Origin of the sequence: Pseudoalteromonas sp. Cn5-37 (assembly GCF_021532495.1) — a bacterium.
Classification (GTDB): domain Bacteria; phylum Pseudomonadota; class Gammaproteobacteria; order Enterobacterales; family Alteromonadaceae; genus Pseudoalteromonas; species Pseudoalteromonas simplex.
The window spans coordinates 16,249-32,303 of record NZ_JAKGBA010000032.1 but is presented as its reverse complement, the minus strand read 5'-3'; the positions used below and the strand labels follow the sequence as shown (position 1 = coordinate 32,303).

The 16,055-nt window shown below is 41.7% G+C and carries 12 protein-coding genes; 2 read left to right on the top strand and 10 right to left on the bottom strand.

Annotated elements, in window-relative coordinates; genetic code table 11:
* Positions 1 to 520: 520 nt before the first annotated feature.
* From L1266_RS19745 to cysG, 8 genes are all read right to left on the bottom strand, one after another.
* Complete coding sequence (locus L1266_RS19745; RefSeq protein ID WP_235378196.1) at positions 521 to 1,786, bottom strand: aromatic amino acid transport family protein; 1,266 nt, start codon at positions 1,784 to 1,786, stop codon at positions 521 to 523.
* Between the two features lie 150 nt (positions 1,787 to 1,936).
* Positions 1,937 to 2,128 (bottom strand): hypothetical protein, encoded by a 192-nt coding sequence (locus L1266_RS19740; RefSeq protein WP_138600937.1) that lies wholly within the window; start codon positions 2,126 to 2,128, stop codon positions 1,937 to 1,939.
* A gap of 176 nt (positions 2,129 to 2,304) precedes the next feature.
* Positions 2,305 to 3,075 (bottom strand): 3'(2'),5'-bisphosphate nucleotidase CysQ, encoded by a 771-nt coding sequence (cysQ, locus tag L1266_RS19735; protein ID WP_235378195.1) that lies wholly within the window; start codon positions 3,073 to 3,075, stop codon positions 2,305 to 2,307.
* Positions 3,076 to 3,078: 3 nt separating this feature from the next.
* Complete coding sequence (cysC, locus tag L1266_RS19730) at positions 3,079 to 3,675, bottom strand: adenylyl-sulfate kinase (RefSeq protein WP_058586654.1); 597 nt, start codon at positions 3,673 to 3,675, stop codon at positions 3,079 to 3,081.
* A 14-nt stretch (positions 3,676 to 3,689) separates the two neighbouring features.
* Positions 3,690 to 5,417, bottom strand: a complete 1,728-nt coding sequence (locus L1266_RS19725; RefSeq protein ID WP_235378194.1) for an SLC13 family permease — start codon at positions 5,415 to 5,417, stop codon at positions 3,690 to 3,692.
* A 32-nt stretch (positions 5,418 to 5,449) separates the two neighbouring features.
* A complete protein-coding gene (gene cysN / locus L1266_RS19720; RefSeq protein WP_235378193.1) occupies positions 5,450 to 6,874 on the bottom strand; it encodes a sulfate adenylyltransferase subunit CysN in 1,425 nt (474 codons plus the stop codon).
* Positions 6,874 to 7,773: a sulfate adenylyltransferase subunit CysD gene (cysD, locus tag L1266_RS19715; protein WP_054554821.1), complete on the bottom strand. Its 900-nt coding sequence runs from the start codon at positions 7,771 to 7,773 to the stop codon at positions 6,874 to 6,876. Before cysD ends, cysN begins: the two co-directional genes overlap by 1 nt.
* A gap of 35 nt (positions 7,774 to 7,808) precedes the next feature.
* The gene (cysG, locus tag L1266_RS19710; RefSeq protein ID WP_235378192.1) at positions 7,809 to 9,230 is read right to left on the bottom strand and encodes a siroheme synthase CysG; all 1,422 of its coding nucleotides are present in this window, start codon (positions 9,228 to 9,230) and stop codon (positions 7,809 to 7,811) included.
* A gap of 271 nt (positions 9,231 to 9,501) precedes the next feature.
* On the opposite strand from cysG, the gene deoC reads away from it, so the two are divergent.
* Both deoC and L1266_RS19700 read left to right on the top strand, forming a co-directional pair.
* On the top strand, positions 9,502 to 10,245 hold the full coding sequence (gene deoC / locus L1266_RS19705) for a deoxyribose-phosphate aldolase (protein ID WP_235378191.1): 744 nt from the start codon (positions 9,502 to 9,504) through the stop codon (positions 10,243 to 10,245).
* A complete protein-coding gene (locus tag L1266_RS19700) occupies positions 10,235 to 10,735 on the top strand; it encodes a hypothetical protein (RefSeq protein WP_058586658.1) in 501 nt (166 codons plus the stop codon). The genes deoC and L1266_RS19700 overlap by 11 nt, the downstream gene beginning before the upstream one ends.
* Before the next feature lie 44 nt (positions 10,736 to 10,779).
* Here L1266_RS19700 and L1266_RS19695 read toward each other — a convergent pair whose 3' ends face one another.
* Complete coding sequence (locus L1266_RS19695) at positions 10,780 to 11,910, bottom strand: CsgG/HfaB family protein (RefSeq protein WP_138618639.1); 1,131 nt, start codon at positions 11,908 to 11,910, stop codon at positions 10,780 to 10,782.
* A 125-nt stretch (positions 11,911 to 12,035) separates the two neighbouring features.
* Positions 12,036 to 15,920: a hybrid sensor histidine kinase/response regulator transcription factor gene (locus L1266_RS19690; RefSeq protein ID WP_235378190.1), complete on the bottom strand. Its 3,885-nt coding sequence runs from the start codon at positions 15,918 to 15,920 to the stop codon at positions 12,036 to 12,038.
* Between the last annotated feature and the right edge of the window lie 135 nt (positions 15,921 to 16,055).

The following is a 16,055-nucleotide window of genomic DNA, read 5'->3' as shown; positions in this document are numbered from 1 at the left end:
GTTTTCGTGCGTTTGGTTCTTTACGAGAAAGCGCTAAAAGCTGTTCAGATATGTTTGGATTCAATGTTATTAACCGGTGATTTTATATAGCCTATATTAGATCAGATATTTAAGCGGAATGGTATTAGCGAGTTACAAGTTAGCAAGGGTAAAGTTGAACTGCGGGGTTGTTTAGTACAGAGTCATTCTAAGCTCACCCTGTTCATTCTCCAGGTAGGTTGGGTAGAGCGGAGTGAAACCCAACATAATCCATATGACCCTCTTCATAACCCATGGTTAAAAATTATTAAAATCTCTACTGGTATAACAGGTTAGCGATCTCTAAAACGGCTTATTTCACCTTGCGCTAATTCGTCTTTTATTAATGAACTTTACCTCTGCATTGTACATGACGAATTACCACGCTGTTGGGTTTCGCTACGCTCTACCCAACCTACGCCACGCCTTCCAACTTTCCAGTTGCTAACAAAAAAGCCCAGCCGGTTTCCTGGCTGGGCTTCTATATCTAGTAATGATGAGATTACTTAATAATCATACTGTAGATAAGCGCAAATACGGCTAGAGAGCCAACTGTTAATACGAACAGTGTGCTTAAGCGGTTTCTGTATTTGTGTAAGCTAGGTACTTTATAAACGGCAATCATTGGCATGATGAAAAGGATCATGGCGATGATAGGACCTGATAGCTGATCCATCATGTCTAAAATACTTGGGTTGATCACCGAGCAATACCAAATAGCAAAGAACATGATAACAGTGCCAATCTTATCAACGAGTTTAGGGTTCATATGGGCTTGCTTACTAACAAGGCCGTTGAAGCTTTCACGGGCACCTAAGAAGTGACCTAAGAATGAAGACGTAATCGCGATAAAGGCAACTAATGGCCCTAGAGTAGCAATAAACGAGTTATCTGTAATATTGGCAAGGAATGACAAGATAGACACGTTATCAGCTTTTGCTTGTACCATTTGTTCAGTAGATAGTGACAGCACACACGAGAATACAAACAGTAAAACAAACACGATTAATAGTAGGCTAGTACGCTTTAGAATTGCTTCTGACTTCATTTTAGCATTATTGCCGTAGTGAGCACGTTGTACATGCACAAAGCTTGAGATCGCAGCTGCGTGGCTAAATGAGAATACAATGATAGGTATTGATAACCAAAGTGTTTTCATAAAGCCTGAAAACTCAGGGACAGACACATCTGGCATTTGCCAGCTTGGGATCAGGTAAATCGATAAGAAAAACAAGATAGCGACAAGCGGATAAACAAGGATTGCAAAAGCACGTAACATCAGTGCTTCGCCACCAAGCATTAAACTGATCATACCGCCAACGAGTACACCAGATAACAGTACGCGTGGTGGTGATTCCATACCTAGTTGATTAACGATAAAGCTATCAACAGTGTTGGTTAATCCTACACCGTAAATAAGTAAAATAGGGAAGATAGAGAGAAAATACAGTAAAGAGATTAAGCGCCCGGTGTTAATGCCAAAGTGTTCTTCTACTACATCGGTAAAGTCTGCTTTAGGCTGTTTTGATGATAAAACAAATCGGGCTAAGCCTCTGTGAGCTAAGTAAGTCATCGGAAAGGCAAGGCATGCCATGATAATCAAAGGCCAAAATCCGCCGATACCGATATTAATTGGTAAGAATAAAATCCCTGCACCGACTGCGGTGCCAAATAAACTTAATACCCATTGGGTGTCATGAAGATTCCATTTTGAGTTACTACTTGTTGTCGATGCATCATAAGGCATAGCATCTTGATGTGTGTTCATTAGCACTCCACTATTAGAATAATTGTCGCGCAGCATATAGAAAAGCGACTTAGAATGCATGTTTTAGCGTTGTATTTAAATAACTATGCTGTAAGGAGAGACTTACAAAAGAAGAAAGTTGGGCTTATTTATAAAGCCCAGTTGTGGTATTTATTCTGCTGCTGCAAGTGCGCGAGCTTTAATATCTGCGGCAAATGCTAAACCTTTCTTAAAACGTGCCTCAGCTGCAGTGATTTCACTTTCATCGCCATTAGCGGCAAGCACTCCTTGTGAAAGGGCTTTATAAAGTGCGCTAATTTGGGCCTCGTAGCCAGATTCAATTGCTTTTTCAACAGTCGTCATGGTTATTCCTTTATGAGTTTGAGAGAGCAAAATACTATAGGAACAAGGACTTATTGGCTAGATGATTGTGGTCATAAAGTAGGGAATATGAAATTTTGATATTTATTTTGCGATGACAGGGGAGACGCTGGGTTTCGCTACGCTCTACCCAGCCTACGGTATTTAACGGAATGCTTTTAGTCCTGTAATGCCGATACGACAAAATACGGATTCAGATACTCTTCTTTAATGTTATACAGTAGTGGGCTGCCATCGAGTTTGCTAACCGTTGCGCCTGCTATTTCGGCAATCGCATGACCTGCTCCGGTATCCCACTCACAGGTTGGGCCAAGGCGTGGGTATATATCAGCACTCCCTTCGGCAACAAGACAAAGTTTTAGCGAGCTGCCCTTTGAAACCATTTCTACATCTTCAAACTGTTTTACAAATTCAGCTAGATCAGGAGAAGGGTGTGAACGGCTGCCGACAACACGGATAAGCCCTTTATTTGGTTTACGGGTTACCTTAAGTTCAATGCGCTCATCACCTTTATCTTTAAAGGCACCAATTGCCTCAGCAGCAATATACGACACACCTAATGCTGGTGCATCGACAACAGCTAATACCGGTTTACCTTTTTCAATCAAGGCAATATTTACTGTGAACTCGCCATTCTTTTTAATGAACTCTTTGGTGCCATCAATTGGGTCTACTAACCAGTAGCGTTGCCAAGTTTGACGGATATCCCAGCTAATATCAGCGCTTTCTTCGCTTAGAATTGGTACATCTGGGGTAAGATGTTGTAAGCCATTCACAATCACTTTGTGAGCTGCTAGGTCGGCGTCGGTCACTGGGCTTTCATCAGCTTTGTACTCAACATTAAAGTCCTTTTCGTAAATCCCCATTATTGCACTGCCGGCTTGGCGTGCGAGGAGTAAGATTTCTTCTAGCAGTTCCGTTTGATTCATGACTTAACCTATAATTTGCTGTTGTTTTAAATACGCTACCAGCTCTTGCACCGATTGGTCTAGGGTGTTTTTACTGGTATCGATTTTAATTTCTGGCGATGTAGGGATTTGATAGTCTGAGTCGATACCTGTGAAGTGCTTAATTTCACCTGCTCGTGCTTTTTTATACAGCCCTTTAGGGTCGCGTGTTTCACACACGTCGAGCGGGGTATCTAAAAATACCTCAATAAACTCACCATCCTCTACTAAGTTTCTTACCATATCGCGTTCGCTTTGGAATGGCGAAATAAATGCGGTTAATACCACAAGACCAGCATCGACCATTAGCTTTGCAGTTTCACCAACGCGGCGAATGTTTTCTACGCGGTCTTCATCAGTAAAGCCAAGATCTTTACACAAGCCATGACGCACATTGTCGCCATCGAGTAGGTAGGTGTGAACACCTAATTGGTTTAATGCGCTTTCTAGTGCGTTTGCAACAGTGCTTTTGCCTGAGCCTGAAAAACCTGTGAACCATAAAATGGTTGGCTTATGCTTTTTTTGCTCACTACGCTGTGATTTGCTAATGGCGTAATTATGCCAAACGATATTTTCATCCATTGTCTTTACTCTCGTTATTGAAATGGGAATACCAGCGGTATGAGTGTTAAAACCGTAATCGAGTAAATAATCGATAAAGGTAAGCCCATGGCAATGTAATCTTTAAGGCGGTAATTTCCCGCACTGTAAACCATCAAGTTAGTTTGATAACCAAATGGCGAAATGAAACTCGCTGATGCACCAAATGCGACAGCCATAATAAAAGGCAACGGTGATACATCAAAACCAACGGCGAGTGCATACGCTACCGGAAATGAAAGCGCGGCAGCGGCATTATTGGTAATGAGTTCGGTAAACAAAACCGTCATCAAGAATATTGCGATAAATGCCCCGTAAGGCCCAAAATCACCTAATACGTATAACATGGCTGATGAAATTTCACCGGCAAGGCCTGTGCCTATCATGAGTTTGGCAAGGCCAATAGCACTACCCACTACTGCGAGTAACTCAATTGGAAAACGACGTTTTACTTCACTTAGCTTGATTGTACCCGTTAGCATTAAACCGATAAGAAGAACGAGTAGACCTTTCACTAAGGGAACGAGGCCGACAATACTTAACCCCAATACGGCTGCAAAACTTGCTAACACAATATTTGATTGCTTAGGTTTTAAATGGGTTTGTAAATCAAGGCCTGAAATATAAACGAACTCACGTTTTAAATTAGGTAGCGAGTAAAACTCTTTGCCAGGAGCTAGGATCAGCGAGTCACCAGCTTGCAACTGAACTTTACCCAAACCACCTTGTAAACGGTCATGGCCGCGGCGAATAGCAATAACGGCAGCATGAAATTGTTCACGAAAGCGAACTTCTTTAATTGTTTTACCAATGTATTTTGAAGAATGGCTAACAACAACTTCAACTAAGTGCTCAACGTCTTTCTCATGTTTGTCGTGCACAACTTTTAAGCCGTCAAATTGGGTGAGCAGAGGTACTGACTTTATATCACCTACAAAAAGTAGTACGTCACCTTCTTTGATAACTTGTTTTGGGGTAACCGCACAAATACGTTTATCACCACGAATTATTTCGGCTAAGAACAAGTCTTTTAATTCACGAAGGCCATTTTCCTCAACACTTTTACCAATGAGTTTTGAGCCTGCTTCTACTTTACCTTCTAGGTAAAAGGGCACTACTTCTTGGTCGTTTTTACCGTTATCTGGTAAATACTTGAGCATCACTAAAATAGTGATAAGGCCAACGCTCAGTGCGCCTAAGCCAATCAAGGTAAAATCAAAAAAGCCAAGCGGCTCCATGCCCGCTTCAACGGCAAAGCCATTAACAATTAAATTGGTTGAGGTGCCAATCAGGGTGATCGTGCCACCTAAAATGGCGGTGTATGATAAAGGCAATAAAAGTTTAGACGGTGAATGTGTTGGGCTTTCTTTTATCGCACTGATCAGCGATGCCACTACCGCAGTATTATTGGTAAATGATGATAAAAAGGCGGTTGATAAACCAAGCTTGGTCACCGAACTTGTCAGGCTGCCTTTCGAAAGAGACTGAGCAAGCTTTTGCACTAACGTGGTTTTTTCTACAGCTATCGAAACGAGTACAAGTAGAATAAGAGTGATTAAAGAAGGGTTTGCATAGTTAATTAGCATATCTTCAAGGCTTATTAGCCCTGCTAAATAACTAATACCAATGGCGCCGACAAATAACCATGTAGGTTTTAGTCGAGTGCCAAAAAGGCACCCCACTAATACCAGCATAATGCCTGTTAATACCAGCTGTTGATACATGCTTTTTACTTCCTATAACAGGCGAATAGTGGTTATTTAAGCTTAGTTATATCAAGCGCTTGCCAATGAGGGAAGTGCTTGCGTACTAAAGCGTTAAATTCAACTTCAAAGTCGCTAAAGCTACTTTGTTGTTCTTCAGTGCTAAGTAATTGCTCAATCATACCTGCCGCAACGGTTAGGTTTGATAAGCGGTCAATTAGGATAAACGCACCTGTTTCATGATTATTGTGGTACTCATCAGCCAAAATTGTTTCTGTAAGCTCTAAGGTTACAATTGCAATTTCGTTAAGTTGTAATGAATCAGCTTGACCATGCTCAAGGGTATTTACATCAATCGTGTGATTGATTTTTCTTACCACTGCCGAGGTATTTTTGCTGCCTAACTTAAAGTTATAGCTTTTACCTAATACTAACGGTGCTTCATGCATCCATACTAGTTTAGCTTGAATACGGTTTGTTACAGCAGCTTTTGAAGCGGCTGGTACAATTACATCGCCACGGCTGATATCAATTTCGTCGTTTAACGTTAAAGTGATTGCTTGGCCTGCTTCAGCGGTATCTAAGTTGCCATCGAAAGTGACAATCTCTTTGATGCTTGAGCTTTTACCTGATGGTAATACTTTTACAGCATCACCCACGCTGAACTTGCCAGACGTTAGAGTGCCTTGGAAGCCACGGAAGTCTAAGTTAGGGCGTACCACATATTGCACCGGAAGACGCGCTTCAAAACCGTTATCAATTTCAGCCGCTGGTGAGTCTTCAAGTAACTCAAGCAGTGGTTTATCTGTGTAATAAGGTGTGTGCTCTGAGCGTGTAACTACGTTGTCACCTTTTAGTGCTGACATAGGCACAAACTTGATATTAGTAACGTTTAGTTGATCTGCAAACTTAAGGTAGTCGGCTTTGATTTTTTCGTATACGGTTTCATCGAAATCGACGATATCCATCTTGTTGATAGCAACAACAAACTGCTTAATACCTAATGAGTCACAGATAAAGCTATGACGCTTAGTTTGTACTTGTACGCCGTAACGCGCATCAACTAAGATAATCGCCACATCACTGGTTGATGCGCCGGTTACCATGTTACGCGTGTACTGCTCATGTCCTGGTGTATCAGCAATAATGAACTTACGTTTTGCTGTTGAGAAGTAACGATAAGCAACGTCAATGGTAATACCTTGCTCACGCTCTGCTTGAAGACCATCTACAAGAAGTGCTAAATCAAGCTCTTCACCGGCATTACCGACTTTTTCATTGTCTTTATGCAGGGCTGCAAGTTGGTCTTCATAAATTTGGTGACTGTCATGTAAAAGGCGGCCAATCAGCGTTGATTTACCGTCATCCACACTACCACAGGTCAGCATGCGTAAAAGGCTTTTGTCTTGTTGGCGAGCAAGGTAGGCGTCGATGCCTAACTCTCTTACTTCATTAATCGTGTCGTTTGTTTTAGACATTAGAAATAGCCCTCACGTTTTTTCTTTTCCATTGAACCAGCAGAGTCGTGATCAATCACGCGGCCTTCACGCTCAGAAGAGGTTGAAAGCAGCATTTCTTCGATAATTTCAGTTAAGGTACCTGCTGTTGATTCCACAGCACCTGTTAGTGGGTAGCAACCAAGAGTACGAAAACGTACCGACTTCATTTGCGGTACTTCGCCTTCTTCTAATGGCATACGCTCATCATCAACCATGATTAGCGTGCCGTTACGCTCAACAACAGGGCGCTCTTTGGCAAGGTAAAGAGGAACCATTTCAATGTTTTCTTGGTAGATATACTGCCAAATATCCAGCTCAGTCCAGTTAGATAACGGGAATACACGAATGCTTTCACCTGGGTTAACTTGGCTGTTGTACGTATTCCAAAGCTCTGGACGTTGGTTTTTTGGATCCCATCTGTGATGTTTATCACGGAATGAGTAAACACGCTCTTTAGCACGTGATTTCTCTTCGTCACGACGTGCACCACCAAACGCAGCATCAAAGCCGTATTTATCTAACGCTTGCTTTAAGCCTTGCGTTTTCATGATGTCGGTGTGCTTTGCCGAGCCGTGAACAAATGGATTGATATCAATCTCTAACCCTTCAGGGTTTTTGTGGACGATTAAATCAAAGCCATACTCTTTAGCTAGGCGGTCACGAAACGCGATCATTTCCTTAAACTTCCAGTTGGTGTCAACGTGTAAAAGTGGAAATGGGATCTTTGCTGGATAAAACGCTTTACGCGCTAAGTGTAATAACACAGATGAATCTTTACCGATTGAGTAAAGCATCACCGGGTTTTCAAACTCAGCAGCAACTTCGCGCATGATTTTGATACTTTCAGCTTCTAATTGCTGAAGGTGTGTTAAAGCCATTGTTAGTCGTCCTACTAAAATGATTAAAAGTTAAATTAAGCTACGCCAGTAATTGGCTGGGCAAAGCTGCTGGTTTGTTCTGTTTGACCAAACCATGCAAGCTGATGGTGCAATGATGCAACTTCACCAATAATTAATAGGGCGGGTGAAATAATGCTATGGCGCGAAATCAAGTCGGCCAGCTCACCTAATTGCCCTGTTATCACACGTTGTTCTTTACGTGTGCCATTTTCGATAATGGCAACCGGTGTATCTGCACCGCGGCCATGTTTTAATAGTTGTGCTTGAATATGTGGTGATTTAATCACGCCCATATAAATCGCTAAGGTCTGATTTGGCTTGGCGAGTGACTGCCAATCTAATTCTTGACCATCTTTTTTACAGTGACCTGTTACAAACTGAATGGCTTGCGCATGATCTCTGTGAGTAAGTGGAATACCGGCATAAGCGCTACAGCCTGCAGCAGCAGTAATACCCGGTACGATTTGGTAACGTACTTTATTCGCGGCAAGAACTTGTACTTCTTCACCACCACGACCATAAATAAACGGATCGCCACCTTTAATACGGCATACTTTTTTGCCTTGCTTAGCAAAATCGACCAACATCTGATTGGTATCTTCTTGCGCTACGCTGTGATCGCCTAAACGTTTGCCTACGCAAACTAGGTCGGCATCACGGCGTACTAAATCCATAATTTCATCAGAAACCAAATAATCATATACCACCACATCAGCTTGTTGCATTAACTGTAGTGCTTTTAGTGTTAATAGCTCTGGGTCACCTGGGCCTGCACCAACAACATACACTTCGCCTTCAGGCTCTGGCTTTGCATCTAACAGTTGCTCTAACTGCGCTGTTGCAGCGTCGGTATTACCCGCTTGCACTTTACTTACAACTGATGAATCAAATACGCCTTCCCAAAACTGGCGACGATCGGCAAAGTGTTTAAAGCGTTGTTTTACTTTGTCACGAAAGCTACCAACTAATGTAGCGAGTGGACCAATATGCTGTGGAATAAGCGTTTCGAGTTTTTCGCGTAAACGACGTGCTAATACTGGCGCTGTGCCTGCGCTTGAAATTGCAATAGTGATTGGATCACGGTCAACAATTGATGGAAAAATAAAGCTGCACTTAGGTTGATCATCCACCACGTTAACGAAAATATTGCGCGCATTCGCAAGTTCGAACACGTCTTTGTTAACGCTGTCTATATCAGTTGCAGCGATCACCAGCATTTGTTGATCTAAATATTGTTCTTTGAATATATCAGTGATCAGGTTTACTTCGTTTTGCTTAGCAAGAGCAAGTAGCTCATCACAAAATTCAGGGGCGACTAGCGTCACATGAGCGCGCGCTTTTAAAAATGCACGGCATTTGCGTAACGCAACATCTCCACCGCCGACTACCAGCACAGGTTTGTCGTCTAATTTGGTAAAGATTGGTAAATATTGCACTTTGTTCTCACCCCTAAAACACATCAAGAAACTGCTTATTGCAGGCAAGCAGAATATAGTGCTCTAAAAAAAGTAAAAAATAATTAAAACCAAGTTTATATAACTAAAAGTTATACCAGGTGGTTTGTTTTGGCTTAAGACTTAGTTAACAAGGGATTGCGGCGAGTTACAAGTAAATAAGCAGCCTTATGGTGATTAGTTATGATTTATAGCCGAATGATAAAAATTTGCTACTATAGGTCACTAATTTGGCAACACAACTATAAGAACTATGACTAAAATGCAAACAAGCGCTGCCCAAGCGGTGGCACTGATGGACTTAACAACTCTGAATGACAGCGACACAACAGAAACCATTAATAACTTGGTTGCCAGTATTGAGCCAACGTTAGGCATTCCTGCAGCGGTTTGTGTGTATAGCCAGTTTGTTAGCGATGCAAAGCTTGCTCTCGCTGAGCGCGAACTACAGCAAGTCAAAGTGGCTACAGTTACTAACTTTCCTAGTGGGGAGCAATCGTTAGAGCAAGTGTTAAATGAAACCCTGTTTGCCATTGAGCGCGGCGCTGATGAAATTGATTTAGTGATCCCTTATAAAGCGCTAATTGCCGGTGATGAGCGCAAAGTTTTAGAGTATGTCAAAGCGTCAAAAGAGGCATGTGGCACTCAAGCGCAGCTTAAAGTCATTATCGAAAGTGGCGAATTAAGCGATGACCTCATTGTAACAGCAACAAAGCTGGCAATTGATGGCGGCGCTGACTTTGTTAAAACTAGTACCGGTAAAGTGGCTGTTAATGCAACGCTAGCTGCAACAGACATCATGTTAAGCACTATAAAAGCGAGTGGCAAAAAGGTTGGTTTTAAGGCGGCAGGCGGGGTCAGAACAGTCACCGATGCTGCTGAGTATTTAGCCCTAGCTGAGTCAATTATGGGTGAAGCGTATTTACAACCTGAGCTATTTCGTTTTGGCGCTTCTGGGTTATTAAAAGATGTGTATGCAACATTAAATGAATCGTGAAAGTGAACAAGAAAAAATAGCGCTCGAGCATGGTGCAGCAAAATTGTTTTTGCGCTGTTACGAAAAGCAGTTTGGCGTAAGTATGCGCAATATTTGGCATAACACGCCGAGCAAACCAGACGTGAGTTGTTACAAAGGTGATGAACGGCTTGATATTGAAGTTGCACATTTATATGCCAGCGAAACAGAGGCAATGGCGGTGTTAGGTCGGCCGCTGTCTATCTCAATGCAACGAGATCTTGCTGAAATGGCTTTAGCACCGAGTAACGAGCGTTTGCACTGTGCTTTACATCGCTTGCTGGCACAAAAAGCTAAGAAACACTACGAGTCTACTCAGCCTTGGTTATTAATTCGAAATGCCAGTACTATATGGCATCTTGATGATTTTAAGTCAGTACTTACTCACCTTGATGTGCCTAAGCATCATCCATTTCAACAAATTTGGTTGTTATGTGATTTTTATCGTGGTGAGTTATTACAAATTTTATAACTAAGGTTTTAAACAGCCAGTGCTGGCACTGGCTGTTAGTTTGCTTAGTTAAATTTAAACATACTGCCAAAGCTTTCTAAACTTGATTTGTTCGTTTTGGCAATACACCCTGAATCATCAAGAGACTTTTTAGTTGTCTCATCAGCAAGGCCTGTCACTTTCAGCTTTTTTTCTTGCTGATACTCAGTGAGAGCAATCACCGTTGCTTGATCGTACTCTACGTCTTCTATTTCATATTCTTCGTAGTGAGGCTGCCTTTTCAAATAACCCAAACAAACCAAGTTCAGTCGTGACATCGCTAAGTCTGTTTTTTCGTAGTAAGGCATTCTGTGAGTTGGAACACTAACCGATGCAACTGGCTTTTTAGCGGGTGCTGCTGCGGTTACTTTTAGTGGTGCAGGGGCTGTATGGCCAGCTGCAATGGTGTTATCACTATTATAGCGATAATAAGTTGTTGGCACTTTTGATTCTAAAAACTCAACAGCTTTTACGATCACTTCGCGCAATGCTTTTTCTTTTGGTGTGTTTGACCAGCTACTTAGATTACCACCAACAAGTGCGCCACCAAAATTGGTAGCTGCAGATGTAAAGTCAAAATCTTTACTGCCACCTTCAACGCTTGTAGCGGCTAAAATACGAGAAGTACGCGTATCGATTAATCGTAAATCAATCGCCATGTGCGAACTTGAAAAACCCGCCGATACCGAGCTAAATACATCACCGATAAAGCCACCACTGCCGACACGAGTGCCTGAGTTGTCATCATCAAACTCTGTGACTGCGGCAACCACAACAATTTCGGCTCCCTCTATTTCACCATACGCAGCACCAGAAGCTGCACTCACACGGCCTGACACAGCAAGGTCTTGTTCTGATAATACGGCATCAAGTGCTTGTCGCTCTAAAACAATGAACCGATTGGTGCTAACTAATGCGGTTGTAAGTTGATCGGCCATACCTTCACCAATTTCTTTACGCCACCAACGTGAATCGTTTGATTTATCAGTAAAGCGGGCAACAGCGATCCGAGCTTTTGGGCCATTGTATTGCTGCTGTGCAACTTCGTTTATATCTGGGCTATTGGTATTGCTGGTGGTTGTCGAAGTACTCTGGCATGCAGTCAGTGCCGCAGCAAGTAACGTAATCGAAATTGCTTTGTGTGTTTTGGTGAGCATATGACTTTCCTTAACTTATATCTCATGCAGTAAATAACGCCGCACTATGGGCTTTGTTGTTATTGACGTTTATATGGATAAGCTATAAAAATCAGTGTTTTATTAATAGCACTCAGGCGAAAACTTTATTCACTGACGCGAAATTCGGCATGTTTTTGATGTTTTTCTCGATACTGTTTTGGTGATAAGCCAACATAGCTCTTAAAGCTTCGGGCAAAATAGCTTTGTGAACTAAAACCTGCTTGCTCTGCGACTTGACCAATTGCTAGTTCGCTATCGATTAGCTGTTTTTTTGCAAACTCTAAGCGAGTATTGCGCAAATAATCAGAAGGTGTTTGTGAGTACAAGGCTTTCATTTTTAGTTGCAGAGCTCGTGAGCTTAAACATAACGCAGAGGCTAATTGTTCAACCGAAAAGCTTTCATCTTGGTAATGTGCTTTTACTATTTGCTTAAGCTTTTCTGTAAAAGAGTAATCTTTATTTTGCACAGTTACTGCAGCTGTATCGCTATTAAGAGGAGCTGCCAGTTGTGCTGTTAGGTGTTGGTTTAAAATATGTCTTAGATTAAGCAGGCCTTTTACTCTGCTTACTAATAGAGTCGGTTCAAAAGGTTTACTCAAAAAATCATCAGCTAATAAATCAAGCCCTTTTAAGCGGCTGTGGGTATCTGCTTTAGCAGAAAGTAATAATACTGGGATATGGCTGGTGGCTGGGTTTGAACGCAGTGCTGCTAATAATTGATAACCATCCATATTTGGCATCATCACATCACTAATAATGAGTTCAGGCAGGTCTGTCTGGCAAAGGTCGAGAGCTTGTTGACCATCAGTTGCACAGATACAGTTAAACTCTTTATTAAATAAAGAAAGGAGTAGCTCTGCCATTTCCTCATTATCTTCAACAATCAGCAGTGTTGGTTGTGAGGTATGAACTTGCATAGCGCTACTGGCTTGATTATCAGCACTTTCAATCATAGGTAATGACACAGTAAAGCAGCTACCTTCAGCGATTTTACTGCTTACACTAATAGAACCACCGTATTGTTCAACGAGTTGTTTTACTAAGCTCAGGCCAATACCACTTCCTGCTTCTGACGATGTTAAGCGAGTAAAGCGCTGAAAAATCGACTGCTGATGCTCACTGGCAATACCCACACCGGTATCAGTAATTTTAAACTTTAACGCTTGTTGTACTTCACTAAGGTGAATATCGACTGTGCCACCTGCAGGGGTGTACTTAAAAGCGTTGCTTATCAGATTACTAAAAATCGAGTGAGCATGTTCAGGAGCAAGGTTAATCTTAAGTGCTGTAGTGGTGGTGTCAGTGAAGCTAAATTGCAGCTGTTTTTGCTCATACAGAGGCCTGAAATCCGCCACTAAATCTGTTAAAAATGGCGTAATAGAATAGGGGCTGACAGTGTAAATTGCCGTGCTTGGGCGTTGACTCAATTGTAAAAGTTGATTGATTAGCTCTAGTAAGCGTTGGCAGTTCCGTTTAATACTGGCTAGTTGCGTTTGAGCTTTTGGATCGGCATTGCTTCGCTGCAATTGACTGATCGGAGCGAGTATTAAGCTAAGTGGTGTTTTGAGTTCGTGGCTAATGTTATCTAAAAACTGGTCTTTTAATTTGTTTAGCTCAATTTCGGTTTGCTTTTCTTGCTCTGCTAGTTTGCGCTTGTACAAGGCATTTAACACAAGCCAAGTCAGTGCTAAAGCAAACACAAAGTAAATACAGTAGGCTAGTTTAGTTTGCCACCAAGGAGGCACAACAGTAAGTTCTAACAGCTGTGTACTGTCACTCCATTGACCATATTGATCTTTTGCTTTTAGCAATAACTGGTAGTGACCAGCAGGCAGCTGTGGATAGTTAATTTGTCTAAGGGATGCATCGGTATATAAAAATTGCTCATCAAAGCCAGCTAGCTTGTAGCCATATTGATAATGTTTTGGAGTCGCACCATTTTTTAATGCACTAAATTTAAAGCCGATAACCCCCGCTGATTTTGCAAACGAGAATGTCTGAGTTGCACTAGCAAGGGTATTGCTTTGCTTATCAAAATGATTACTTTTAATTGTTTGGTTATTAAGTAATAACTCAGTTAACACTGGCGTAGGGGGTGTGTGCGATAAGGTTAGTTGCTCAGGGTAAAAATGATTGTAGCCATTAATACCACCAAAAAATAACTCGCCATCGTCAGCTTGAAAGCTCGCACCTAATATAAATGATTGATGCTGAATGCCGTCTTCTGGTAGAAACTGCTGCATTTGCTGCGTGCTGGGGTTATAACGAGTGAGTCCGCCATTGGTTGCAAGCCAAAGCATGTCTTGTTTATCGGCAAGAATGTCAAAAATGTTGTCATTAGCTAAACCTTGTTGTTCAGTAATCTGTTTCACTGTGAGGGTATGCTTGTTGACTTGATTCAAGCCTTGCATGGTGCCAACCCAAATGCTGTCTTCACTGAGTAATAAAGAGGTAACCATATTGTGGCTAAGCCCTGTCTCACCAGAGCTTTGTTCATCTAATAAACTAAATTGCTCTGTTGATATATCGAGTTTATTGAGTCCTGCTCGGGTGCCAATCCACAGTGCATGCTCTTTATTATCATAAGCCAAAGTAAATACGGTGTTGTTGGCAAGGCTATTTTGCGCATCATTGTGCTTATAGTGAGTCACTTTGGCAGAGGTTGGTTCAAAGCGGGTTAAGCCTTGGTTACTACCTAGCCAAAGTGCACCTGTTTTGTCGCTGGTAATTGCGTAAACACGATCACTGGCTAGCTGGTGGCTTTGCATGGTGAAAGTTGTAAACTCATCAAGGCTGTCTTGATACTTAATTAAACCGCCACCGTAAGTACCAATCCATAATTGCTGGTTAGCATCTTCGTGTAGGGCAAATATATTGTTATTAGGTAGGGTGTTTTTAAAGTGCTGATAACCCGACGTTGTTTTGCGGTTGAGTCCATCGCGAGTCCCAACCCATACCTCACCATTGGCTCTTTTAACTATTGAACGGACAAAATTATGACTTAACGAATTTGCTTGAGAAGCTTTTAATTGATGAGAGAACTGTTGCTGCTTAGGATCATAGCGGTGCACACCATAGCCATCTGTGCCTAGCCAAATAACACCTTGCGAGTCTTGAAAAAGAGAAAGCAGATAGTCGCTGCTTAAGCCGTTGGGGTTTTGTTTGTCATGGCGATATTGAGTGAATTGCTCTTGTAAGTCAGCACCTGCTGGTAAAAAGTATAGACCTTGTCCATAGCTTGTAAGCCAAAGGTTTTGCTGTTGGTCAACGAGGCTGTCTGTTATCCAGGTTCCATTAAACTGTTCGATTTTTTCACTACTTTGCGTAGCTAAATTTAATATATAAAGACCTTGTTTAGCGCCAATAAGCAGCTTTTCATCATTAAGCAACTTGAGATGCCAGAGCGGCACGGAGATCTGAGCATGCTGAGTAAATTGCTCAGTAATTGGGTCAAATGAAATAAGCCCTTTATCTGTGGCAAGCCAAATTAGTTCATCGGTAATAACAATGTCTCGCACCAATGGCTGCGCTGATTTATAGTTAAAGTGTGTAAAACTATTATTTGATACATCAAAACGGGTTAATTTACCGTGTTCGTGGCCAAGCCACATAACATCGTCTTTAGCTAACGCCATAGACCAAATTTTATCTTCACTTAGGCTTTCATTATGGTGTGTAGAAAACACCTCAAACAGACCGGTTTTAGGGTTGAGTCTATTAAGCCCTTTGCTTGCAGTCGAAAACCATAGCTGGTTTTTACTATCTCTAACACAGCCTGTAATCCAATTCCCTGAAATGCTTTTATCATCGCTGTTAGCTTTAAAACGCTTAAATTCATAACCATCAAAGCGATTTAAGCCACCTTGTGTGGCAAACCATAAAAAACCTTGTTGGTCAGTGATGCTGCAAGTGATTGAATTTTGGCTCAGGCCCTGCTGACTATTAAAAGTGCTAAGGTGTAAAGAACGGGCACTACTCTGATTAGCCATCAACAAAATGAGGCATAACAATACAATATTAAAAGGGGATTTTAATAGCAGCACACTGATCCATGTTGTTTTATGTTCCTGTAATGGGTTTATGATAAACTGCTTTTTAATCAATGTTAATATTGATTTTTAAAC